This is a genomic window from Diaphorobacter ruginosibacter (assembly GCF_040396215.1).
Lineage (GTDB): Bacteria > Pseudomonadota > Gammaproteobacteria > Burkholderiales > Burkholderiaceae_C > Diaphorobacter_A > Diaphorobacter_A ruginosibacter_A.
In genome coordinates this window covers 1-22187 of record NZ_JBEBOW010000007.1, presented here as the reverse complement: position 1 = coordinate 22187, position 22187 = coordinate 1, and the positions used below count along the sequence as shown (strand labels likewise).

Annotated in this window: 22 protein-coding genes; 3 read left to right on the top strand and 19 right to left on the bottom strand. The window is 64.4% G+C overall.

What is annotated here, in order from left to right; genetic code table 11:
• Positions 1-7 precede the first annotated feature (7 nt).
• The 3 genes from ABWP92_RS02210 to ABWP92_RS02200 are packed head-to-tail and all read right to left on the bottom strand — an operon-like array spanning position 8 to position 1906.
• Positions 8-823 (bottom strand): SDR family NAD(P)-dependent oxidoreductase, encoded by an 816-nt coding sequence (locus tag ABWP92_RS02210; RefSeq protein WP_353233707.1) that lies wholly within the window; start codon positions 821-823, stop codon positions 8-10.
• Positions 824-833: 10 nt separating this feature from the next.
• Positions 834-1148: an NIPSNAP family protein gene (locus ABWP92_RS02205; RefSeq protein WP_353233706.1), complete on the bottom strand. Its 315-nt coding sequence runs from the start codon at positions 1146-1148 to the stop codon at positions 834-836.
• Positions 1145-1906, bottom strand: a complete 762-nt coding sequence (locus ABWP92_RS02200) for a GntR family transcriptional regulator (RefSeq protein ID WP_353233705.1) — start codon at positions 1904-1906, stop codon at positions 1145-1147. The genes ABWP92_RS02205 and ABWP92_RS02200 overlap by 4 nt, the downstream gene beginning before the upstream one ends.
• Positions 1907-2143: 237 nt before the next feature.
• Here ABWP92_RS02200 and ABWP92_RS02195 point away from each other — a divergent pair, with 237 nt between their 5' ends.
• Positions 2144-2680, top strand: a complete 537-nt coding sequence (locus tag ABWP92_RS02195) for a 2,4'-dihydroxyacetophenone dioxygenase family protein (protein ID WP_353233704.1) — start codon at positions 2144-2146, stop codon at positions 2678-2680.
• 38 nt (positions 2681-2718) lie between these two features.
• On the opposite strand, the gene ABWP92_RS02190 is transcribed toward ABWP92_RS02195, so the two are convergent.
• The 16 genes from ABWP92_RS02190 to ABWP92_RS02115 all read right to left on the bottom strand — a co-directional run bounded on the left by ABWP92_RS02190 (position 2719) and on the right by ABWP92_RS02115 (position 19090).
• Complete coding sequence (locus tag ABWP92_RS02190; protein ID WP_353233703.1) at positions 2719-3510, bottom strand: IclR family transcriptional regulator; 792 nt, start codon at positions 3508-3510, stop codon at positions 2719-2721.
• 32 nt (positions 3511-3542) lie between these two features.
• Positions 3543-4328: an enoyl-CoA hydratase/isomerase family protein gene (locus ABWP92_RS02185; RefSeq protein ID WP_353233702.1), complete on the bottom strand. Its 786-nt coding sequence runs from the start codon at positions 4326-4328 to the stop codon at positions 3543-3545.
• Between the two features lie 95 nt (positions 4329-4423).
• Positions 4424-5470 carry an acyl-CoA dehydrogenase family protein gene (locus ABWP92_RS02180; RefSeq protein ID WP_353233701.1) on the bottom strand — a complete coding sequence of 349 codons (1047 nt, stop codon included), beginning with the start codon at positions 5468-5470 and terminating at the stop codon, positions 4424-4426.
• Positions 5471-5480: 10 nt separating this feature from the next.
• On the bottom strand, positions 5481-6662 hold the full coding sequence (locus tag ABWP92_RS02175) for an acyl-CoA dehydrogenase family protein (protein WP_353233700.1): 1182 nt from the start codon (positions 6660-6662) through the stop codon (positions 5481-5483).
• Positions 6659-7672: a quinone oxidoreductase family protein gene (locus ABWP92_RS02170; RefSeq protein WP_353233699.1), complete on the bottom strand. Its 1014-nt coding sequence runs from the start codon at positions 7670-7672 to the stop codon at positions 6659-6661. The genes ABWP92_RS02175 and ABWP92_RS02170 overlap by 4 nt, the downstream gene beginning before the upstream one ends.
• Positions 7669-9237, bottom strand: coding sequence for a class I adenylate-forming enzyme family protein (locus tag ABWP92_RS02165; protein ID WP_353233698.1), 1569 nt, complete (start codon positions 9235-9237; stop codon positions 7669-7671). The genes ABWP92_RS02170 and ABWP92_RS02165 overlap by 4 nt, the downstream gene beginning before the upstream one ends.
• Positions 9238-9251: 14 nt before the next feature.
• On the bottom strand, positions 9252-9962 hold the full coding sequence (locus ABWP92_RS02160; RefSeq protein ID WP_353233697.1) for an SDR family NAD(P)-dependent oxidoreductase: 711 nt from the start codon (positions 9960-9962) through the stop codon (positions 9252-9254).
• Between the two features lie 8 nt (positions 9963-9970).
• On the bottom strand, positions 9971-11092 hold the full coding sequence (locus tag ABWP92_RS02155) for a glycerol dehydrogenase (protein ID WP_353233733.1): 1122 nt from the start codon (positions 11090-11092) through the stop codon (positions 9971-9973).
• Positions 11089-12072: a transketolase family protein gene (locus ABWP92_RS02150; protein ID WP_353233696.1), complete on the bottom strand. Its 984-nt coding sequence runs from the start codon at positions 12070-12072 to the stop codon at positions 11089-11091. Before ABWP92_RS02150 ends, ABWP92_RS02155 begins: the two co-directional genes overlap by 4 nt.
• Positions 12065-12916, bottom strand: a complete 852-nt coding sequence (locus tag ABWP92_RS02145; RefSeq protein ID WP_353233695.1) for a transketolase — start codon at positions 12914-12916, stop codon at positions 12065-12067. Before ABWP92_RS02145 ends, ABWP92_RS02150 begins: the two co-directional genes overlap by 8 nt.
• A gap of 14 nt (positions 12917-12930) precedes the next feature.
• Complete coding sequence (locus tag ABWP92_RS02140; RefSeq protein ID WP_502907433.1) at positions 12931-13641, bottom strand: ABC transporter ATP-binding protein; 711 nt, start codon at positions 13639-13641, stop codon at positions 12931-12933.
• Positions 13628-14365 carry an ABC transporter ATP-binding protein gene (locus tag ABWP92_RS02135; RefSeq protein WP_353233693.1) on the bottom strand — a complete coding sequence of 246 codons (738 nt, stop codon included), beginning with the start codon at positions 14363-14365 and terminating at the stop codon, positions 13628-13630. Before ABWP92_RS02135 ends, ABWP92_RS02140 begins: the two co-directional genes overlap by 14 nt.
• Positions 14362-15414: a branched-chain amino acid ABC transporter permease gene (locus ABWP92_RS02130; RefSeq protein WP_353233692.1), complete on the bottom strand. Its 1053-nt coding sequence runs from the start codon at positions 15412-15414 to the stop codon at positions 14362-14364. The genes ABWP92_RS02135 and ABWP92_RS02130 overlap by 4 nt, the downstream gene beginning before the upstream one ends.
• A gap of 10 nt (positions 15415-15424) precedes the next feature.
• Positions 15425-16294 (bottom strand): branched-chain amino acid ABC transporter permease, encoded by an 870-nt coding sequence (locus ABWP92_RS02125; protein WP_353233691.1) that lies wholly within the window; start codon positions 16292-16294, stop codon positions 15425-15427.
• Between the two features lie 114 nt (positions 16295-16408).
• Positions 16409-17674, bottom strand: coding sequence for an ABC transporter substrate-binding protein (locus tag ABWP92_RS02120; protein ID WP_353233690.1), 1266 nt, complete (start codon positions 17672-17674; stop codon positions 16409-16411).
• Positions 17675-17848: 174 nt separating this feature from the next.
• Positions 17849-19090, bottom strand: a complete 1242-nt coding sequence (locus ABWP92_RS02115) for an MFS transporter (RefSeq protein ID WP_353233689.1) — start codon at positions 19088-19090, stop codon at positions 17849-17851.
• Between the two features lie 204 nt (positions 19091-19294).
• On the opposite strand from ABWP92_RS02115, the gene ABWP92_RS02110 reads away from it, so the two are divergent.
• Both ABWP92_RS02110 and ABWP92_RS02105 read left to right on the top strand, forming a co-directional pair.
• A complete protein-coding gene (locus tag ABWP92_RS02110; protein ID WP_353233688.1) occupies positions 19295-21046 on the top strand; it encodes an FAD-dependent oxidoreductase in 1752 nt (583 codons plus the stop codon).
• Between the two features lie 19 nt (positions 21047-21065).
• Entirely contained in the window at positions 21066-22061 is a 996-nt protein-coding gene (locus tag ABWP92_RS02105) for a LysR substrate-binding domain-containing protein (RefSeq protein WP_353233687.1), read from the top strand.
• Positions 22062-22187 lie beyond the last annotated feature (126 nt).

Sequence of the window (22187 nt, the reverse complement as noted above, 5' to 3'; positions counted from 1 at the left end):
TTTGCCTCTACATCCAGTGCGCGGCCGCGTGGCTTGCCCGCACCCCGCCAAAGGTGCTCCATGAACCCGCGGCCAGCCAGCCCGCATCCACGGGCAGATTGACGCCCGTGATCATCGAGGCGTCGTCGGACAGCAAAAACGCAATCGCGCGGGCAATGTCGCCGGGCATGATGAGCTTTCCCAGCGCCGAATTCGCCTTGAGCTTTTCCGGATCGCGCAGTCCCGCATCGATCTGGCCCTGCAATGCCGCGGTGACGGTATAGCCGGGCGAAACCGCATTCACGCGCACCCCCGAACGCCCCCATTCGGCTGACAGGCCTTCGGTCAGGCTGATGACCCCCGCCTTCGCTGGCGAATACGCATATAGCGGCATGGAGCGCATGCCGGCGACCGAGGCAATGTTCACGATGGATCCATCACCCCGCCTCGCCATGGCCGAGCCAAATACCGCGCACATGTTGAATGTGCCTTCCAGGCTCACTGCCAGCGTGCGCTGGAAGGCGGCGCTGTCGAGCCGGTCGGGCTGCAGCGGCGGCTGGACAATGCCCGCGCAATTGACCATCCGGTCCACGAACTGGCCGCGCGCCGCCAGTTCATCGCACAGGCGCTGGACAGCCTCCCTGTCGACGACGTCGAGCTGATGGCACTGCACGCCCAGCGTGCGCGACAGCGAAGCGAGCGGCTGCGCCTGCACATCGGCGATCAATACCGTCGCGCCGCGCGACTTCAACAACTGCGCGGTCGCCAGTCCGATTCCGCTGGCGCCGCCCGTGACAAGCGCGACGCGGTCCTGCAAGCCGCCGTGGTTCAGTGCTTCGGTCATGCAGCGGCCCTCAGCGCATCGGAGAAAAAGCGGTGGGGCGCAGGAGCCGCGTCTGCATGCGCAGGATGAGCGGGAGCACCTTGTCGGCATAAGCGAGCCACATCGGATCGCTCCACAACTGCGCGCGGCGCTGCTCCCTGTCCGCCAGGTCGGCGAACCCCCAGAGGTGCACCACCTGATTGAGCTCTCCCGTTTCGGTGGTGAAGAAGCCCTTCAGATCACCGAGATGCTTGAGCAGCATGGGCAGTCCCTCATTTTCATAGAACGACAGGAAGGGGCGCACATTCTGCGGACTCAGCGTATAGCAGCGCTCTTCAAGGATCATCGTGTCTCTCCGTGGGTTGTGTCGATTCGAGCGCGCGCCGGATCCGTCAGATGGGCTCTCGCGCGCAGCTCCGGCCAATGCCGCGCGATGACCTGCCCCGCTTCGTAGATGTGCTCGCGCATCAGCATTTCCGCGCGGGCGCCCTGCCGATTGCGAATCGCATCGAGCACCCGCACATGGTCATCATGGGAGCGGCGGACGATCTCCACGGACTTCCACATCACCACCCGGTCGGACGCCAGCGGCAATTCATGCGACTTGCGGATGAACTCCGGCAAAAGCCGGTTGCCGCAGGCTTCGATGATCGCGTTGTGAAAACGCACGTTCATCTGCTGGTAGGCCGCGTGCTCCTGGGGCACCAGCTCGGGCCCGCGCGTGATCTGCCGCCCGATCCTGATGCATTCATCCAAAGCCTCGAGCGTCTGCCGCGCAACCCCTTTCTCGGCAGCCTGCCTGCATGCAAGACCTTCGAGCGACGCGCGGATGTCGTATGCCTGCAGCACCTCGCCAAGGTCGAACTCGCGTACCCAATAGCCGCGATGGGTTTCGTAACGCACCAGTCCCTGCTCGGTCAACGCCTTGAGCGCATTGACGACGGGCGTGCGGGAAGCCTGCACCTCTTCCGCAAGCGCAATTTCAGTCAAGCGCTGGCCCGGGCGGTAGTAGCCGCTGAGGATGCTCTGGCGCAGCTTCGCATACACCGCCTGCCCCAGACTTGAAGAAACCGGCTGCGCGCCGGTGAAGGTTTCGTCAGTCATGCAATCATTCTCATTGCATGCAGTTTGAAATAGAAACAGGGTAAACCAGTATGTTTTCAAACATCAACAATCAAAATTGCATGCAATACCGATTGAAATCGGAAAATACCCCGGCAAGCGAACAACCCTCTGCAACCGGGTATTCACAATGTGATCACGGGGCCGCTTTCCGGTTGCGGGCGCACAGACGCATTCCTAAACTGGCGTGCGGATTTCAAACCATAAAGAGAGACAAGCATGAGCACCACCCTCACGATGCCAGTGACCAAGCCCCCCGTTGCGGCGCCAGTCGTCCAACGCTCCGCCTATGCGCGCGACGAGATCGTCAAAGCCGACGTGCTGAATGCGGATGACCGTCTATGGGTTCCCCACGACGCAAACGTCTCGTTCCTGCCTCTGTGTTTCGGCGTGACGCAGGGCTACTACGTGACGCTGCTGCGCGTTCGCCGCAGCGGCGTGCTGTCGCGGCACATGCACACCGGCAGCGTGCATGGACAGGTGCTCAAGGGCGCGTGGTACTACCTGGAGCACGACTGGATCGCGCGCGAAGGCAGCTTCGTGATGGAGCCTCCCGGCGAAACGCACACGCTCATCGTGCCGCCCGAGGTCCCTGAAATGATCACCCTCTTTCATGTCACTGGCGCCTACATCTACTACGGCGAAAACGGCCAGGTCACCGGCCATGAGGATGTGTTCACCCGGCTGGCGAAGGCGCAGCGCCATTACGAGGCCGCCGGGCTCCCGCAAAGCGTGTTGGAGCAGCTCATCCGCTAGCAGTTCCTTGGCCGGGGCGTCAGGGCAGGCAACGGGAATCAGCCGCCGCGCGCCACCGGATGCCATAGTCCCAGCGCATCAAGCTCCGCTTTCAGAAGCTCGCCGAGCTGGAACTGCCGCTCCGGCCCGAAGCGTGCCGTGTGGGTACCGATGGACAGCGCGCCCATGGCATGGCTGCCAATACGGAAAGCCACGCCGATTCCAGCAACCCCGGGCTCGATCGCATCAAAAGTGATCGCGATGCGCCGCTGCCGGACCGCATGCGCCATGGCCTGCAGGCGCTCCAGTGAAAAACCGAGCGCGCCGTACTCCGCGGCATGGCGCTCCCAGAGCTTGGCGATCTCCACCTCATCCATCAGCCCCAGGATCGCCACGCTGCCTGTTCCCGTACCCAGAAGGCGGCGCTGGCCGCTCACGGTCGTCAGCACTTCCGCAAGCGCTCCGCCCAGCTCCCGGTGATCGCATTGCACCATGTCGCCATACCGGATCATGAGAAACACCGTATCGCCCGCGATACGGGCAATGCGCTTCATCGGAGGTCCGAACATGGCGATGAGCGGAGTCATCTGCGGCATCAACGACCCCAGCACGACGGCCTGCGGTCCCAGCCGGTAGAGGCCTTGCTCATCACGATGGACAAAACCCTCCTCGACGAGGCAACTGAGCAGCCGGTACGCCGTGCCGCGGTCCATGCCGGACTCCCGCACCAATTGGACCAGCTTGACGCCCCGCTCCGACTGCGTGGCCACTCCGCGCAACAGCGACAGCGCGCGGCGCACGCTCTGCGCGCCCCGCACGCCTTCGCTCCTGGGTTCTTCAAGCTGCTCCAAGTTGCGTCTCTCCGTTGTGCGGGCCGCCCGCTTCAGCGCCCGGTGAAAACCGGCTTGCGCTTGGCTGCGAAAGCCTCCACTGCCTCATGATGGTCCTGCGTCAGGTTGGTCAAGCATTCGTACGCGGTGCCGGCATCCATGTGGCCATGGGCCAGCTGGCGCAGGGGAATGGTATATCCAGCCTTGGTCCAGCGGATGGCCTTGGTGGCTCCGCCCTTCAATTTGGATGCGATCGTCTGCACGCGCGCATCCAGTTCTTCCGATGCCACGACATGGCCTATCGCGCCCAATGCATGCGCCTGCGCCGCCGAAAGCAGGTCGCCCGTCAGCAGCAGCTCCCTGGCCCTGCCGAAGCCGATCAGCGCGGGCCACAGGAAGCCTCCTCCGTCGGCCGCGTTCAATCCGACGCGCACGTGCGGATCGCCGATGCGCGCCTTTTCGTCCATGACCGTGATGTCGCACAGCAGCGCCAGCGTCGCCCCCAGGCCCACGGCATCGCCATTGATGCGCCCGATGATGGGGATCTCGCAATCGAGCATCGAATAGACGATGCGCTTGGCCTCCCAGGTCACGATCTCGAAGCCCTCCGGCTCACGAATGGCTTCGCGCATCCACTCGATGTCGCCGCCCGCGCAGAAGGCACGCCCGGAGCCGGTCAGCACGATGGCCGAGAGATCGCGGCGTTCGCCCAGGTCGATGAAGATGCGCGAGAGCGTCTTGTGCATCGCGCCGTTGACGGCATTGAAACTGTCAGGGCGATTCAGCGTGACATAGGCTACGCGATCACGGATTTCGAGTTCGACGGATTTTTCGGTCATGGTGGTTGTCTCCCGGATGATGTGATGAGATGAGATGAAATGGACCGGCCGGTGGACCGGTCCATGGAAAAGGAATCGATGAAGCAAGCGTGGAGTCAGGCCGCGGACAGCAGCGCCCGGGCGTCTATGCGCTCCAGCTGCGTCTCGGGAGTTCCATACAGCTGCGCGGCCACATGCAGGCGGCGGTAGAGATGCGTGAGCCGGTATTCCTCGGTGACCGCAATCCCGCCCGACACCTGGATCAACGCGCCAACCGCGCGCAGCACCCGCCGCCCCACGTAACTCTTGGCCACGGCCAGCGTCGGCCACGGGCCCGATGGAGCGGCATCCAGTTCATGCGCCAGACGCGACGCCAGGGCGAATTGCAGTTGCATATCGCAGAACACCTCCGCCATGCGGTGCTGGATGGCTTGCTGCGACGACAGCGGCTTGCCGAACTGCGCGCGTTGCCTGAGGTAATCCAGCGTCATCACGAACGCCTCCTGCATCACACCGCTGGCATCCGCGACCTGTGCCGCGGCCGCGAGATCGATGGCCGTATCCGCAGGCATCGCCTCGACGGCCGGCACATCCCGCAATGTCAGCACCGCGCTCACCCGCCCGTCCACCCACCTGGCACGCGACTGCACAATGCCCGCATGCTTCAGATCCAGCAGCATGGCGGGGTTGCCCGGCTGCCCTGCGGCGCCCACGGGCACGAGCACATGGGTCGCGTCCGCGATACCCTCGACCGCGCGAAGCTCTCCGGACAGGCGGCCGCCCTCGAGCAGCGCCCGATTGCCGGCCCTGGCTCCATCCGCCATGGCCAGGCGCACCGAGCCGTCCGCCAACGATGGGCCCATATCGGGAATGGCCGAGGCGACACGCGGCGCCAGCATCAAATGCAGCCCCAGCGGTTCAGGGCGCGCATCCCTGCCCGCGCTTCGCAGCAGATCGAACGCCTCGGCCGCGCCGGCTCCCGACCCGCCCTGGCTTTCAGGGAGCGTCAACCCCAGCCATCCCATGCCGGCCATCTCGTTCCATGCGCCTGGGGCGGCGACATTGCCCCGGGAGAAGCTGGCGACCCGCTCGCCATGCGGCGTGTTCCTGGCAAACCAGCGCTGCGCGGACTGCACCAGCATTTCAAGTTCTGACTGTTCCATGTCGCTGCTCCTACATGTCGAGAATGGCTTTGGAGATGATGGATTTCTGGATCTCGTTGGCACCGGCGTAGATCGTCACCACCCGCCTGAAGAAATGGCGTTCGGACCAGCCGCGCCCCGCCTTCTCCAGAAGGCCGCTGCCGTACTCCTCGCCCAGCAGCACACCCGAGCCGCCCAGCATCGCCATCGCCGTCTCACTCACGCGCTGCTGGAGTTCCGATCCACGGATCTTCAGATACGATGCCGCGGGCCCAGGCTCCCGGCCCTTCATCTGCTCCGCGATCACGCTCAGCGCTGCGGATTCCAGCGCGACAAAATCCACCGTCAGCGCGGCAAGCCTGCGGCGGACCCAGGGCTCCTCGATCAGGGGCCTGCCGTCGGCGCCCTCCAGGCTGCGAGCCATGCGCTCGAGCTCCAGGATGTCGCGCTTGGTGCGAGGCGCCTGAGCGTTGTTGACGCGCTCTCGCGCCAGCAATTCCTTCGCGTAGGTCCACCCCTTGTTCAGCTCGCCGATGACGTTTGCAGCCGGTACGCGCACGTTGTCGAAGAACACCGCGTTGACGCTGTGGCCCTCGTCCATTGTCAGGATGGGCTGCAGGCTGATTCCGGGATCCTTCATGTCGAGAATGAAAACCGAAAGACCCGCCTGCGGCTTGGCATCCACGTCGGTGCGCGCCAGGCAGAACATCAGATCCGCATGGTGTCCGCTGGACAGCCAGGTCTTCTGTCCGTTGATGATCCAGTCGTCGCCATCCCGCGTGGCGCGGGTCTTGAGCGACGCCAGATCGGATCCGGCGTTGGGTTCGGAAAATCCCTGGCACCAGAACTCCTCGCCCGCAAGAATCCTGGGCAGATAGCGCTGCTTCTGCGCCTGGCTGCCCTCGGCGATGATCATCGGTCCGGCCAGGAACAGGCCGTGCACGTCACCCAAGGGCGCATCGGCAAACGCGCTCTCCTCCTCGAAGATGTAGCGCTGCAATTCATTCCAGCCCGTTCCCCCGGCGCTCACGGGCCAATGGGGCGCACCCCATCCGCGGGCATGGAGGATCGCTTGCCAGCGCGCCATGTCCTCGCGCTCCATGTGCAGTCCGCCACGGGTTTCGTGGACCAGGCGCGCATCCAGCTTCTCCTTGAGAAAGGAGCGCACCTCCTGGCGAAAACCGATCAACTCCGGCGTATCGAAAGTGCTCATGCCGCGCTCCCTTCGGGAAGCAGCACCAGCGATCCCGTCGTGGCGCGGGACTCCAACGCGTGATGGGCCTGAGCGGCCTGGCTCAATGCAAAACGCGCGCCCACATGCACCTTCAAGGAGCCATCGGCGATCAAGCCGAACAACTCATCCGCCGCGGCCTGCAGATCCGGATGGGTGCGCACATAGGCAAAAACGCCAGGCACGCAAACGCTCAGCGAACGCGCCGGACCCAGGTCCGCGAGGCTCACGTTCGGCAAGCCTTCCGCGACCTGCCCGAGATTCACGATCTGGCCAAATGGCTTGACGAGCGAGAGCGACTCGTGAAACACCGAGCCGCCCAGCCCTTCAAAAACCACGTCCACGCCCTGCGAGCCCGTGATGCGGCGAACGCCTTCGGCAAAGGGCTCCTGCGAACCGACGATCACCTCATCGCAACCGTTCGCCCGGGCCACCGCGAGTTTTTCCTGCGAGCCCACCACGCCAATCACGTGCAGGCCCATGCGCTTGGCCCATTGCGTCAGCAGCGAGCCCAGGCCGCCCGCGGCGGAGTGCAGCAACACGCTCTGCCCGGCACGAAGATGAGTCACCTTGCGCAGCAGCATATGCACCGTCAGCCCCTGCAGCGTTGCCGCGGCCGCCTGCTCGAACCCCACCGCGTCGGGCAGCTTCACCAGATGTCTGCCGGGCAGGTTTCGCAGGCTCGCATAGCTGCCCACCGGCGGGCAGGCATACGACACACGGTCTCCTTGCCTGAACCCGGTGACGCCCTGTCCCACCGCCACCACGGTGCCCGCCGCTTCCACGCCCAGCGCGCCAGGCAGCAGGGGAATCGGGAAAATGCCGCGCCGGTGATACGTATCCAGATAATTGATGCCGATGGCGCTCTGGCGAATCTGCACTTCGCCGGGCGCCGGGGCTGGCACGTCCACGGCTTCATAGACCATGGCCTGCGGCCCGCCATACGCGTGTATGCGCACGGCATATTCAGTTGTCTTGTTCGAATCGTTCATTGAGTCACCAGCTGCTCTCGCAGCTCCCGCTTCAGAATCTTGCCCATGGGGTTTTTAGGCAGCGCCGTCAGGAAATGCCATTTGCGCGGCGTTTCGTAATCTGCCAATCGCCTGGCGCAGAACTCGCGCAGCGCCTCGGCCTGCAGCGCCGCGCCCTCCACCGCGACCACGCACGCCGCGATGTCCTCCCCCAGTCCCGCGTGCGGCACGGCGACGACAGCGACCTCCGAGACGCCGGGAAACTGGTAGATGACTTCCTCGACCGCCGCGGACGAAATCTTCAGCCCGCCGCGATTGATGATGTCCTTCTTGCGATCGACAAAATGCAGATGCCCTTCTTCGTCGAACCGGCCGATATCGCCGGTGCGCACCCAGCCGCCGACGAACGTCACGCGGGTGGCCTCCGGGTTGCGCCAATAACCTTGCGCGGCGGAAGGGCCGGAGAAGACGATCTCTCCATCGCTGCCCGCGGGCAGGGGGTTCATATCCTCGTCCACGATGCTGACCGCGCAGCCGGTCATCGGCTGCCCGATGCACCCCGCCTTGCGCGGCAGGAACCAGGGCGCGAGATAGGTGCCCGACGGGCCGGTCTCTGTCATGCCCCAGATATGGATCTGGTCAGCCCAGGGCATGCGCTCGCGGAACTTGGTGATCACCTCCACGGGCATGGCCGCACCGCCATATACCACCCGCCGTACCCGCGACAGGTCATAGTCGCCGTGCGCGAATTCATCGATCATGAAATGCAGCGGCGACGTGACGCCGTGATAGACCGTGGTGGCTTCGCTTTCGATCAGGCGCAGCCTCCCGGCGTTGTCCAGCGTGGTCTCCTCCAGCGTGACCGAGGCGCCTGCCACCCATGCGGCCATGCACGCCATGTTGAGCACCGAACTGGTGTAGAGCGGCCATGCGCCCTGATAGCCATCCTGCGCCGTCAACCCGATGCCGCTGGCAATGGAAAAACCGCAGAAGATCTGGCTGCGATGGCAGTGCATGACGGCCTTGGAGCGCGCCGTGGTTCCCGATGTGAACAGCAGCACGCTGGTCGTATCCGCGTCCGGAAACGCAGGCAGCGGCTCGTAGGAAAACACCTGTTCCGGCTCGGGCCAGACATCGCGGTTGCGCGCGGGCGCCCCCACGACCAGGCGCGCCACGTCAGGGCAAAGCCGCGCCACGCGCGCCACGTCATTTCGCGTGCAGACGATGAACCTGGGCTCCACCAGGTCCAACGCATACACCAGCTCATCATCCGAGCCACGGACATTGATCGGCGAAACGATCGCGCCCAGCCGCCAGCAGCCCAGCGCGGTCAGCACTCCCTCGCGTACGGCGTCGTTGTTCAGGAACAGCGCGACACGCTCGCCCGCCTCCAGCCCTTTTTGCGCAAGGCCGCGCGCCACCGCATCCATGCGGCTGGCGAGCTGCGCATAGCTGAGGCGGTCACGAAAGCCCCGATGGCTCCTCGCGGACAGCGCCAGCCGGAACGGATGCTCCGCCGCGCGGCGGGCCAGCAGCTGCGGTATGGATATCCCGTGCAGTGCGTTGAATTGATTGAGTTCGCTCATAGTGCAACCACGGCTCAGGCGATGCTGTATCCGCCATCGACGGGAAGAACCACGCCGGTGATGTAGCCCGCATCCGCGGAGCCGAGAAAGGCCACGGCCTTGGCGACCTCGGCGGGCCTGCCCCAGCGCGCGGCCGGGATGCGGTTGAGGATCGGCGTGGCGCGCTGCGGGTCCGAGAACGCCCGGGTCGACATCCGCGTCTCGATCCACCCCGGAGCGACGGCATTGACCCGCACGCCGTCCACGGCAAAGGCCACGGCCAAGGAGCGCGTGAGCGAGACCACTGCCCCCTTGCTCGCGGAATAGGCGGGATTGCGGCCCGATCCGAAATAGCTCCACATGGACGCGTAGTTCACGATGCTGCCCCCTGCCCGCGCCAGGGAAGCCCGCAGCGACAGGCAGGCGAGCTGCGTGCCGTGAAGATTGACGTCGATGACCTTTCTGAATCCGTCCATGCCGAACTCGCGCTCATCGTGCAGGATGATTCCCGCCGCATTGACGAGCATGTCCACGCGCGGATGGCGCTCGGCCAGCGCCTCGAACAGGGCCGCGTCGGTGACGTCCGCCTTCTGGAACTCGATGCCCGAGCCTTCCAGCTCGGGCTCCGTGTCCAGGCCCAGGGCCAGCACGCGCCAGCCCCGCTGGCGCAGCTCCAGGCCCGCGGCCAGGCCAAGGCCCGTACCGCCACCCGTGATGATGGCCAAAGGAGAAGTTTGGTTTTCCATGTTGTGATTCATCCCTTATGTGCTCGAGAAAAGGCTTCCACGGCGGCCATCGCTTCTTCGAAGTCCGCCACGCCAAGCGGCCTGTCGAAATGCTGGAGATGAGGCGCGGTCATCGCGCCCTGCGCGATGCGCCGGATGACTGCGCCATCGGGCTCGGCGCCTCCCAGCTCGCGCAGCGAGGTCGCCAGGCCGACGCTGCGATGAAAGCGCAACTGCTCCGCCATGAAATCCGCATCGCGCCGCTCCAGCGCGAACTGGACCAGCAGGCCATAGCCCACCTGCTGTCCATGCAGTTGCGAGGCGATCCGCGGCACGAGGGTGAGCCCGCGCGTCATGGAATGGGCAATCGACAGGCCGCTGTTCTCGAACGCCAGCCCCGCCAGCAGCACCAGCCCTTCCGTGAGATTCTCGAATGCGGCGTCTGGAACGCCCGCATCCAGGGCCCGCAATCCGGCTGCCGCATGCTCCCGGATCACGCGCTCGCAGGCCAGGGACAACTGTTGGGCAGCCACCGTGCCGCGCCCGCCAAACAGATTCAGCCCCTTGGCCGCGCGCGCCTGCTGGCCTTCGTACAGCTTGCACAAGGCATCGCCGATTCCCGAGACCAGCAGCGCCCTCGGTGCCTTGATCAACACCTGCGTGTCGACGATGACCGCATCGGGGTTGCGGGGCAAATGCTCAACGGACTCCATCTCGTGACGTTCGTTGTAATAGACGAACGACTCGCTGCAAGGCCCATCGTTGGAGGCGGAAGTGGGCAGCACCACCAGGCGCGCGCTCAACTCCCTGGAGACAGCCTTTCCGGTATCCACGCCCTTGCCGCCGCCAGCCGCGATCACCACATCGGGTTTTCCGCCCGAGGCGGTAGCCGTCTCGACCAGGCTGCGCACCAGGGCGCGCGTCACATCGCCGCTGGATTCCACCCATTCGAGCTGCAGCCCATGGCCGGCGCATCCGCTTCGCAGCGGCTCCCATACCAGTTGCGCGACCGTCGCGTCGGCGACGAGCACAGGCTGCGCGCCAAGGGACGCACACATCCCGCCCACCAGGCCCAGCGCTCCCGGCCCCTGGAAATAGCGGTGCGCCGACCCATAGGCGCGCACCCGCGCCATGTTCACGTCCGTGTTCATCGCAGCCAATGCTCCACTCGTTCGATGATCCGGTCCGTGCTCAAGCCGTACTTGTTCAGCAGATAGGCATGAGAGCCGCACTCCGTGAACTGGTCGGGAATGGCGATCTTGAGCAACGGACGATGCATCGCGGCATCGAACATGGCTTCGATCACCAGGGTCGACAGCCCGCCGCTGGCCACATGGTTTTCACAAACCACAAGCCGCTTGACGGACGCCGCGAAGTCCAGCAGCCCCGCCGAATCGAACGGCTTGATGCTCGCCGTGTGAAACACGCTGCTGCGAATCCCCCTCTTCGCCAGGGCTTCGCGGGCATCCAGCACCCGTTCGGTCATGGAGCCGGTCGATACGAAACCGATGTCCGCTCCGTCGCCGATGACGTGTCCCTTGCCCACCCGCACCTTGTGCGTTCCGGCATCGAACACCACGGGAACGTTGGCCCGTAGCAGGCGGCAATACACCGTCCCCGGGATGTCCACGGCCATCGCGGCGATCTGCTCCATCTCGGTCGCATCGCAAGGATCGAGCACCGTCATGTTCGGGATGGAGCGCATCAGCGCCAGATCCTCGTTGGCCTGGTGCGTCCCGCCGTATCCGCTCATCAGCCCGGGATTGCCGGCGAACATCTTGACGTTCTCCTCGCTGTGCGCGCACGCAATGGCAAGAAAGTCGTAGGCGCGCCGCGTGGCGAACGTGCCATAGGTCGTGCAGTACGCCACCTTGCCGACCTTGGACAGGCCGGCCGCCGCCATGACCAGCGCCTGCTCGGCCATGCCTACGTTGAAGAAGCGGTCCGGATACCTGTGCCTGAAGTCCGAGATGTCCGTGTACTTGCCAAGATCCGCCGTGAGCACGACCAGCTCGTCGTGCGAGCCGGCGGCCTTCATGGTGCCTATCGAGAATGGCGCGAAAACCGCTTCGCGTCCGACCACCGCCTCGGACTCGCCCATCGCCAGCGTGCGGGATTTCACTTCAGACATTTTCAGCCTCCAGTTCACGAGCGACAAGATCCCATTCATCCGCATCGATGCGAACGAAATGCGCCCGGTCGCGCTGTTCGATTCTTTTCACGCCCCGCCCGGGCGTCGTGCGCATGACGACGGCCTTGGGCCGCCCCTCTTGCTTTCGCGCCCAGGCAAAGGTGTCCAGCAACTGCTGTGGATCATTGCCATCGATTTCACGCACAAGCCAGCCAAACGCCGCAAAGCGCGCAGCCACGGGTTCGATGTTGACCACCATCGGTCCATCCGCCTGAATGCCGTTGCAGTCGATCCAGCAGACCAGGTTGTCGAGCCTGAAGCTGGCGGCGGTATTCGCGGCCTCCCAGGTGGAGCCTTCCTGCAGCTCGCCATCGGAGACCTCCACATGAATCATCGATCGGCGCCCATCCTGGCGATAGCCAAGCGCCGCGCCGGTGGCGATCCCCAATCCGTGGCCAAGCGATCCACCCGTCATCTCCACGCCCGGAACATGGCCCTCCATGGTGCTCATCTCCAGCGGGCTGCCGTCCGCGCCATAACTGTCGAGCTGGTCCGCATCGACTATGCCCAGCTCTGCCAGCACCGCCCACATGGCGATGGAGTAGTGGCCCGTCGAGAGATAGAACCGCCTCCTGTCATGGCGTGAGAAATCCAGGTCGTTACCGTCGAATTCATGGAAATACATCGCCGCCAGGAAATCGGCGATACCCAGGCCCTGCCCCAGATAGCCCTGCCCCTTGCCTCTGGCCTGCCTGATCATCTTGCGCCGCAGATCGAGGGCCACGGCCTTCAACTGCGCGGGCGTCCGTACCCGCGCACGCTCCGCATTCACTTGAACATTCATGATGGTTGGTCTCCTTACATACCCAGGTAGGTGCTGCGCAAATGCTCATTGGCCAGCAGCTCGGCGCCGCCTCCCTTGAGCGATATGGAACCGTTCTCCAGCACGTATCCGTAGTCCGCCATCTGCAGCACCTTGAATACGTTCTGCTCGATCACCAGGACCGTCACGCCAAGGTCCCGGATCTTCTTGATGGACTCGAACAGGCGATCGACCATGATCGGCGCAAGTCCCAGGGAAGGCTCATCGAGCGCGAGCACGGCGGGCTTGGCCATCAGCGCACGCCCCACGGCCACCATCTGCTGCTGTCCGCCCGAGAGCGTGGACGCCGCAAGCCTCTGGCGTTCCTCCAGAATCGGAAACAGGGCAAACACTTCCCTGAGCGTCTGTTCCCGAAGCGCGCGCGCCCTGGGGTTGTGCGCGCCCACCAGCAGGTTCTCGCGGATCGACATGCCGCCGAACAACTGCTTGCCTTCGGGCGATTGCGAAAATCCCGCGTGCACCACTTCATGCGGCTTCAGCCCCTGCAGCGGCACCCCTTTCAGGGTGATGCTCCCGCCGCTCGGCCTGAGCATGCCGGAGATGGTGCGCAGCAACGTGGTCTTGCCCGCGCCATTGGCGCCGATCAGCGCCACCATCTGCCCGGCCTCGACGGTGAGATCCAGTCCGCGCAGAACGGAGACGTCCCCGTAGCCCACGGTCAGGTTGCGTACTTCAAGCGCCAGCATCGACATAGTCCTCCCCAAAATAGGCCTTGAGCACATCAGGCTGCCTGACGACGGCGGAAGGTTCGCCATCGGCGATCAGCTCACCGTGATGCATGACGATGACGCGATGCGACAGCCCCATGATCACTTTCATCACATGCTCGATGATCAGCACGGTCACGCCCCGCTGGTGCACTTTCTTCACCAGCTCCACCATGTCCATGGCCTCCTGCGGCGTCGCGCCCGCCACGACCTCGTCCATCAGCAGCAACTGGGGATCGGTGGACAGCGCGCGCCCCAGCTCCACCTTGCGGCGCTCGAACGCCGTGAGGTTGTCGGCATCGGCGTCGGCCACATGCCCCAGGCCCAGGAAATCGATGAGCTCGTCCGCCTTCGCGAGACTGCTCTCACGATCGTTGCTCTTCACGAGACCGCCCACCAGCAGGTTCTCGCGCGTCGTCATGCCGCCAAACGGCTTGGACAGCTGGAACGTTCTTCCAATACCTGCCCTGCAGACGTTCCAGGGACGCATGCGGGTGATGTCCCTGCCGTCCAGCAGAATCTGCCCCTGGTCGGCATTGACGAAGCCGGCAATCATGTTGAACGCGGTGGTCTTGCCCGCTCCGTTGGGTCCGAGCAGGCCCAGGATCTCGCCCTTCCTCAAGGAGAAGGACAAGTCCTTGACGGCCTGTACGCCGCCGTACCGCTTGGCGATCCGCTCCACTTTCAGCAGGGTCTCGCTCATGCCTTGCTCCTTGCGAGAATTCCGCGGCCCAGGCGCTGAATCGGATCCAGCAAACCCTTTGGCAGATACAGCACGGCCAGGATCAGAACCATCCCGTACAGCACGAGGTGCAGGCCCGGCAACTGCCCCCCGAACCAGGTGCGCGCCAGTTCCGCCACCGGAGCCAGGAATGCCGCGCCCACCAGCGGGCCGAACACCGTTCCTTGTCCGCCGATGATGGCCATCAGCGCCATGTCGATGGACAGCTCGACGCCCATGTTGCGTTCGGGATTGATGAAGCGGATGAACTGCGCGTAGAAGCTGCCTCCCAGCGCCGTCATGAACGCGCTGATCGCATAGGCCATCAGCGTGTACCGGGTCGGATTGATGCCCAGCGACTCCGCCGCATCCCGGTCGCCCCGGATCGCCTTGAGGCAGACGCCCAGGCGGCTGCGCTCCATGAGGGCGGTGATGAGCATCACCAGAGCCAGCATCCCGAGGATGATGTAGTAGTAAGGCACTTTGCTGTCGAACTGAAACAGCGCCCAGCTCGTGCCCACCAGCGGCACGGAAAGTCCTTCCGCCCCCTTGATGGATATGCCGAATACCGTATCGGTGTTCTCGACCCAGATGCGCACGATTTCCGCCACGGCGATGGTGGTGAGCGCAAAGTACGGTCCGCGCAAGCGCATGGTTGGAAAGCCGATGGCGACCGCCAGGATGGCCGCGGCCACGCCGCCCACCAGCATCCCAAGCCATGGAGACATGCCCATGCCGGTCAAGAGCAGCACCGAACAATAACCGCCCACGCCGCTGAACACCGAATGTCCAAACGAGATCTGGCCGACGTAGCCGCACATCAGATTCCAGGCGCTCGCCAGATATGCGAAGTAGAGCACCATGATCAGGCTGTGCAGGTAGAACTCGTCATGCACCACCAGCGGGAGCAGCAATCCAGCAAGCAGGAGCACGGCGCTTGCGCCCAGCATTCCCGCACGCCCTGTCGATCCGGCGCGCGCGGACGCTGCCGCCCGCCCTCGCCCGGTTGCGTCAAGAGTTGAACTATTCATGTGGAAAACCTCACTTGCGGCCCATGAGGCCCTGGGGCCGGACCAGCAGAATCAGAATGAACAGGCCCAGCGAGAAGATGGCAGCCGTTGGCGTCGCGACAAACTGCGAGGCGACGGACTCGAACAGGCCGATGACGATCCCGCCGACCAGCGAACCGGCAATGCTTCCGATACCGCCCAGCACCACGACGATGAAGCTCTTGATGCCGAACGAAAGACCGACGCTGGGCGTGATGGGAATGAACGACGCCACCAGGCAGCCCATGACGCCCACCAGGGCGCAGCCAAGCCCGAACGTCACGTTGTAGATGAAGCCCACGTCGATCCCGGACATGGCCGCCGCATCGCGGTTCTGGGCGGTTGCCCTGATCGAGCGTCCCATCTCGCTACAGGCCAGCCATGCCGACAGCGCGCCCGCGAGGCCGAGCGCCACGATGGCGGCGATCAGGCGGAAGACGTTGATCGGGAAATCGCCCAGCATGACAGTGGTGCTGCCCACCAAGGGCGTGATGGACCGGACGTTCGGGCCGAACGCCATCAGCGCCAGGTTGTCGATCACGATGTACACCCCGGCTGTCAGCAGCAGTGCGCTGATGGGCTCCACCACCAGCGCCTTCTCGCGGCGGATCAGCGGCGCGATGATGACCGCCTGCACCAGATATCCAAGAAAGAACATCAGGGGCGCCGCGATCACGATGCTCCAATAGGGCCCCCAGCCAGCCTTCTGCTGCATCCAGTAGGCCGTGTACATGGCCAGCATCAGGAACGATCCGTGCGCGAAATTCACGATGCGCAGCACACCGAAGATGATGCTCAGTCCCAGCGCAATGCCTCCCAGCATGGCGCCGACAAGAATGCCGTTGATGGCGGAGAAAGTCAAAACATACCAATCCATGGATCGTGCTCCCGCTTTCATTTGGGCAAGGCTGCGCCAGCCCGATGGCATGGCCATCGGATAGCGCGCCTTGCGGCCTGACTCAGATGGATGGGTGGATCACTTGCGCTGCGACCATGCAGGCACGGGCCATACCGGCGTGGTGCCCGACGCCCGGTTTTCCAGGGGCCAGACCGTCTGGCGCTTGCCGCCGAGGTTTTCCGAGATGACGCCGTGAGCAAAGGTGTTCTGGCCGTTCTCGTCAAACTTGATGCGCTGGTATCCAGTGAACAGCGCGGGCCCCGAAGTGATGTCTGTCGCCGCCAGCGCATCACGCAGCTTCTGGCGGTCCGCGCTCTTCGCGCGCTCGAGCGCATCGGCGATCACGTACACGGCCGACACCCCTTGCGCCACGTATGCGCTCATGCCATAGCCCAGCATGTCACGAGTGCGCTTGTCGATGTCGTGCAGTACCGGATCCTTGTTGACGTCCAGCATGTCCACTTGCCAGTCTTCCTGGACGAAGTAGTACGCCACCGACTTGGGATCTATCACCTTGTAGAAACTCGGATCCTCGGTGCCGCCGCCAGCGGAGTGCACGCCAAAAGGCAGGTCCAGGCGCTGCTCGGCCAACTGGCGCGTGAACAGCAACTGGTCTGGCGTATAGAGCGCGAGGATCAGCGCATCCGGCCTGGACGAGCGGATCTTGAGCAATTGCGAGGTGAAGTCCACCTGGTTCGGCGGAGCCGGCTCATCCAGCACGATCTCGAAGCCGCGCTCCGCAACGAGTTTGCGGATGTTGGCCGCGTGTGAGCGGCCCCAGTCGCCACCCTCGTAGAACAGGGCCAGCCGCTTGACGTTCTTGCCGCTTTCCTTGGCAAGCAGAGCAATCGCATCCAGTTGCTCGCGAGCATCGTAGATCGCCTTGTTGTTGATGCGGAAGGTGTACTTGAAATTGCGCTCGGTGATCTCGTCCTTGACCGCCCCCACGGCCACCCAGGGCGTCTTGTTGCGCTCGGCCACTTCGGTGGACGGGAACGTCACCGCGCTGTTGAACGCGCCGCAAAGCACCGCCACGTTCTCGCGCTGGATCAGGCGCTCCGTCTCGGTGACGCCCACGTCCGCCTTGGACTGGGAATCCCCGAAAACCGCTTCGAGCCTGGCGCCGCCCAGGCCCTTGATTCCCCCATTCTTGTTGACGATATCCACCGCCGCCAGCACACCGGCACGCGTCTGATTGCCGACAGCGGCCGATCCGCCGGTCAACGGCAGAACGCACCCCATCTTGACCACGGACTGCGCCATGGCCGGCACGCCGAAAAACGCCATACCCGAAACCAATGCCGGAACAAAAGCCGCGCAGAGCTTCCTTCTCATTGAACGCATCGTTGTCTCCATTTAATGTTGTTGCGAGCGGAGGCAAGTATGGGTTTCGTGAGAAATCCGGGGAACGGCTATTTCGCGGTTTGATCACAATATGAACTGCGCGTTTTCACCATCCCGGCAGGCCGCCCGGAACAGGTGCGGCGCGACCGCGCAGCCGGCATCACGGATGCCGCATCATCGCTCCAGGCCGGATGCCGCGCTTCTCCTCATGGCCAGCGCCAGCGCCACGGCCGCCAGCGCCAGCGGGATGAAGGACACGCCCAGCACCGTGCTCCAGCCATAGGCGGACAGCAGGCCGCCCGAGGCAAACGAGCCAATGGCCATCAGGCCGAACACGATGAAGTCGTTGAGCGACTGCACCCTCGCCTTCTCCTCGGGCCTGTGGCATTCCAGCACCAGCGCCGATGCGCCCAGGAAGCCGAAATTCCATCCCAGCCCGAGCAGGACCAGCGTGGCCCAGAAATGCGCCACGTCGATGCCGCCCAGCCCGATGGCGGCGGACAGGCCGATCAGCGCCAGGCCCACGGCCGCCATGCGCCCGGCGCCGAACCGCGCGATCAGGCTGCCCGTGAAGAAGCTCGGCGCGTACATGGAAATCACGTGCCATTGCAGGCCCAGATTGGATGAGGCCTGCGAATGCCCGCACAGATGCATGGCCAGCGGCGCGGCGGTCATCAGGAAATTCATCAGCATGTAGGACACAGCCCCGCTGATGGCCGCGGCGACAAAGCGCGGCTGGCGCGCGATCTGCGGCAGCGGCCGCCCACCGGCGATCTCCTGCGCCGTCGGCATGGGCAGATTCACACCCCACAGGATGAAGGCCGACGCCAGGGCCACCATGGCCTGGACCAGGAAGGTCGCGGCAAACATGTGCGGCGGCCACAGATCCATCGTCCACGTCACCAATTGCGGGCCGACCACGCCGGCGGCAACGCCTCCGGCCATGACCAGCGACAGCGCCCGCGCCCGCCGCGCAGGCTCCACGCCATCGGCCGCCGCGAATCGGAAAGACAGCACCACGGCCGCATAGCTGCCGCCAAAGAAAGTCGCCAGGCAGAACAGCCAGAACCAGCCGAGCACGACCGCAAGCGTGGCCAGCAGCCCCGCGAGCACGCCCGCGCCCGTGCCGCTCAGAAAGGCAGCGCGGCGTCCATGCCGCCGCGTGATGGCGCCCACCGGCAGAATGCACGCGGCCATGCCCACAACGAAGATGGAGATCGGCAAGGTCGCGAGCACCGGCGCCGGAGCCAGCATGTCGCCGACGATGGCTCCGGTCGCATAGACGACGACCGAGTTCGCGCCCGCCAGCGCCTGGGCAATGGACAGCCTCCAGATATTGCCGCTCTGCGCCTTGGCCGGCAGCAGGGAAGACGATGGGGTCCCGGCAGCGGGGCCATTGATATGTTGGTTCGTCATTTGGTCGATGTATTTCAGTACCGCCATCCCATGGCCGGCACCATACGTTACCCTACGCGAACCAATCCTTGCTTGCGGCAACCGTCATGAACCCGCCGCCAAGGCCTGCCACCCCCTCCCGCCGCAGCGATAACCGCAGGCGATCCCTGCTATCGGAAATCAGTAGTCCCCGGCCCGGCAACACGTATCTACACTTCAATCACAATGATCGAAGAAACATACGATGTCGTCGTGGTCGGCTCCGGAGCCGCCGGCCTGACTGCCGCGGTGACGGCGAGCCTTGAAGGCAAAAGGGTATTGCTCCTGGAGGCCACGGACCGCGTGGGCGGAACGACAGCCATTTCAGGGGGCATGGTCTGGCTTCCCGCAAACCACAAAATGCAGGAAGCGGCCATCGCGGATAGCGAGGCCGACGCGCGCCGCTATCTCGAACAAACCGTCCCCGGGGCGATGAATGACCGCAAGATGGACATCTTCCTGAAGAGTTGCGATGCAGTGCTTCGCTACCTGGAAGCCAGAACCAGCGTCAAGCTCCAGCCCGTCAAGCGCTATCCTGACTACTACCCGGATCTGCAAGGCGCAAAGGAAGGAGCCCGGGTTCTGGAGCCGGTTGTATTCGACGGACTCGAACTGGGCAAGGATTTCAGGCTGTTGCGGGATCCATTGCCCGAGTTCCTGCTGTTTGGCGGCATGATGATCAGCCGCGAGGACATACCCAGGCTTCGCCGATTCGCCCGCTCTCCCGGCGCCGCGTGGCATGTGATGAAGCTGGTGGGCCGTTTCCTTCTCCAGCGTCTTCGCGCGCACAGAGGCACCACGCTGGTACTCGGCAACGCCCTCGCGGCGAGGCTCTTCAAGTCCGCGCGCGATCTGGGCGTCGACATCGTGACATCGGCCCAGGTCCTGAGGCTCACGCGCGATGCCGATCGCGTCGATGGAGTCGAGTTCTCGCTGAACGGCCAGCGCCGCAAGGCAGGCGCGCGCAATGCAGTGATCCTGGCCACCGGTGGCCTGTCGCACGACGAACAGTTGCGCTCCCGTTATGTTCCACAGGCCGCGGGCTCTCTTTCCGCGACGGTCAATGCGCAATCGCCGCTTCGCGGCGCACGTCTCGCAAGCCGGGCGAGCGCCGCCCTCAGCCCCCCATCGGGCGGAGTGGACGACGCGATGGCCTTCTGGGTCCCCGCATCGACGTGGAAACGCAGCGACGGCACCCTCGCCCTGTTCCCCCACACCGTCACGGACCGGGCGAAGCCGGGTCTCATCGCCGTGGGAAGCAACGGCAGGCGATTCGTGAACGAAGCCGTCTCCTATCACGAGTTCGTGAGAGCCCAACTACGCCATGCGGAAGCCGCCATACCGGCATGGCTCATATGCGACAGCCGATTTCTGTGGAAATACGGACTGGGGCGCGTGAGGCCGTTTTCCTTGACGACGCAACGGGACGTGGCCGAGGGCTATCTGAAAAAGGCATCCAGTCTGCAGGAACTGGCATCGCAGATCGGCGTTGATGCCGGCAACCTGCTCGGTACCATCGAACAATTCAATAACGCGGCCCGAAATGGAGAAGACCCGGAATTCAGCCGTGGCGCCAACGTGTACCAGCGCCACCTCGGAGACGGTGACCACGCGCCCAACCCCTGCGTCGCTCCCATCGAGTCGGCGCCGTTCTATGCCGTCTGCGTCACTCCCGCGGACCTGGGAATGTCCGCGGGCATCATGACCAACGAGTATGCTCAGGCGTTGCGGCAGGACGGCTCCGTCATACCGGGGTTGTATGCGTGCGGAAACGACATGCACTCCATCATGAATGGAGCCTACCCCGGGCCGGGCATCACGCTGGGACCCGCCCTGGTGTTCGGCCATATCGCCGGACTGCACGCCGCGAACCCGAGCGCTGCCGATGAGCTGCACAGGACTGTTTCAGAGGCCACGGCTTCCACCTGCCCTCAATAAGTACACGGAGACGATCACCATGGACATGCGCCAACTCAGATACTTTGTTCAGATCGTGGAAAGCGGAAGCCTTGCGAAGGCTTCTCGCCAGCTCTATATCGCGCAGCCCGCGCTCAGTCAGCAGATGGCGCGCCTTGAAGACGAAGTGGGTCGCCAATTGCTGGTGCGCAGCTCACGCGGCGTCACTCCCACGGAAAACGGCGAAGCGTTGTATCACCACGCGAAGTTCATGCTGCGCCAACTGGACCAGGCCATCGCGGTGGCTCGGCATGAAAGCTCGTTCGTCAGCGGCCGCGTGGCCATCGGGCTCGCCCCGACGACCATCTGCCAGCTCGGCATGCCACTGATGCAGCACTTTCGCGCAAAATACCCCGGGGTGATACTCAATATCGTCGAAGGATTGAGCGGCCATCTGGAACACATGACGCGCATAGGCCAACTGGACCTCGCCATCCTGTTCCGGGGCAATGCGGCGGCCGAGCTGAACGTGGAAGAGATACTGGACGAAGAGCTTTTCGTCATACTGCCTCGGGACAGCGCGCTGGTGAGTTCAGGCCAGGACTCGCTCACCCTGTCCGAGGTGGCGCAGTTGCCCCTGATTCTTCCCAGCCCCGGGCACGGGCTGCGGCGCCGCATCACGCTCGAGTTCGAACGAATGAACCTGACGATGGACCCCGTCGCCGAAATCGATTCGCTGCCGCTGCTGATGCAATGCGTGGGCACGGGCATGGGCGCGACCATCAAGCCGCGCGCGGCCGTCCATGCGTTGGGCGGATCGGCCTCGCAATGGCGCTGCCTGCGGATTTCCGATGCGAAGATGAGCCGAGGCAACTATCTTTATTCGTTACCGGCCGAAAAGCTCTCATCGTGCGCCGCGCTCGTCTGCAACGAGCTCAAGATGGTCGTGCGGCAACTGGTCAACGACGGCGCCTGGGAAGGCGTCACGCTGGCGAAGACCGCGCCTGAAACATCCGGGCAAGATATCAGCATGGACGCCTTCGCTTTGGCTGACTGAGCGGCACACGAAGCTCGGGTGATCTCACAGATCTCACAACGCCGGTCACCGGCGCTGCGGACACCTGAAACCATTTCCGCTCAGAACGTGTTCACGATCTCCTCGCGCCGCGACAGCGGCTTTGCG

What these genes read in the sequence shown, in the direction of transcription:
- ABWP92_RS02135 (WP_353233693.1), bottom strand. Translation starts at nt 14,365, where the DNA reads ATGAGCGAGACCCTGCTGAAAGTGGAGCGGATCGCCAAGCGGTACGGC.
- ABWP92_RS02155 (WP_353233733.1), bottom strand. Translation starts at nt 11,092, where the DNA reads ATGAACACGGACGTGAACATGGCGCGGGTGCGCGCCTATGGGTCGGCG.
- ABWP92_RS02185 (WP_353233702.1), bottom strand. Translation starts at nt 4,328, where the DNA reads ATGACCGAAAAATCCGTCGAACTCGAAATCCGTGATCGCGTAGCCTAT.
- ABWP92_RS02145 (WP_353233695.1), bottom strand. Translation starts at nt 12,916, where the DNA reads ATGAATGTTCAAGTGAATGCGGAGCGTGCGCGGGTACGGACGCCCGCG.
- ABWP92_RS02130 (WP_353233692.1), bottom strand. Translation starts at nt 15,414, where the DNA reads ATGAATAGTTCAACTCTTGACGCAACCGGGCGAGGGCGGGCGGCAGCG.
- ABWP92_RS02160 (WP_353233697.1), bottom strand. Translation starts at nt 9,962, where the DNA reads ATGGAAAACCAAACTTCTCCTTTGGCCATCATCACGGGTGGCGGTACG.
- ABWP92_RS02210 (WP_353233707.1), bottom strand. Translation starts at nt 823, where the DNA reads ATGACCGAAGCACTGAACCACGGCGGCTTGCAGGACCGCGTCGCGCTT.
- ABWP92_RS02205 (WP_353233706.1), bottom strand. Translation starts at nt 1,148, where the DNA reads ATGATCCTTGAAGAGCGCTGCTATACGCTGAGTCCGCAGAATGTGCGC.
- ABWP92_RS02115 (WP_353233689.1), bottom strand. Translation starts at nt 19,090, where the DNA reads ATGACGAACCAACATATCAATGGCCCCGCTGCCGGGACCCCATCGTCT.
- ABWP92_RS02140 (WP_502907433.1), bottom strand. Translation starts at nt 13,641, where the DNA reads ATGCTGGCGCTTGAAGTACGCAACCTGACCGTGGGCTACGGGGACGTC.
- ABWP92_RS02120 (WP_353233690.1), bottom strand. Translation starts at nt 17,674, where the DNA reads ATGCGTTCAATGAGAAGGAAGCTCTGCGCGGCTTTTGTTCCGGCATTG.
- ABWP92_RS02175 (WP_353233700.1), bottom strand. Translation starts at nt 6,662, where the DNA reads ATGAGCACTTTCGATACGCCGGAGTTGATCGGTTTTCGCCAGGAGGTG.
- ABWP92_RS02170 (WP_353233699.1), bottom strand. Translation starts at nt 7,672, where the DNA reads ATGAACGATTCGAACAAGACAACTGAATATGCCGTGCGCATACACGCG.
- ABWP92_RS02180 (WP_353233701.1), bottom strand. Translation starts at nt 5,470, where the DNA reads ATGGAACAGTCAGAACTTGAAATGCTGGTGCAGTCCGCGCAGCGCTGG.
- ABWP92_RS02165 (WP_353233698.1), bottom strand. Translation starts at nt 9,237, where the DNA reads ATGAGCGAACTCAATCAATTCAACGCACTGCACGGGATATCCATACCG.
- ABWP92_RS02110 (WP_353233688.1), top strand. Translation starts at nt 19,295, where the DNA reads ATGATCGAAGAAACATACGATGTCGTCGTGGTCGGCTCCGGAGCCGCC.
- ABWP92_RS02105 (WP_353233687.1), top strand. Translation starts at nt 21,066, where the DNA reads ATGGACATGCGCCAACTCAGATACTTTGTTCAGATCGTGGAAAGCGGA.
- ABWP92_RS02150 (WP_353233696.1), bottom strand. Translation starts at nt 12,072, where the DNA reads ATGTCTGAAGTGAAATCCCGCACGCTGGCGATGGGCGAGTCCGAGGCG.
- ABWP92_RS02195 (WP_353233704.1), top strand. Translation starts at nt 2,144, where the DNA reads ATGAGCACCACCCTCACGATGCCAGTGACCAAGCCCCCCGTTGCGGCG.
- ABWP92_RS02200 (WP_353233705.1), bottom strand. Translation starts at nt 1,906, where the DNA reads ATGACTGACGAAACCTTCACCGGCGCGCAGCCGGTTTCTTCAAGTCTG.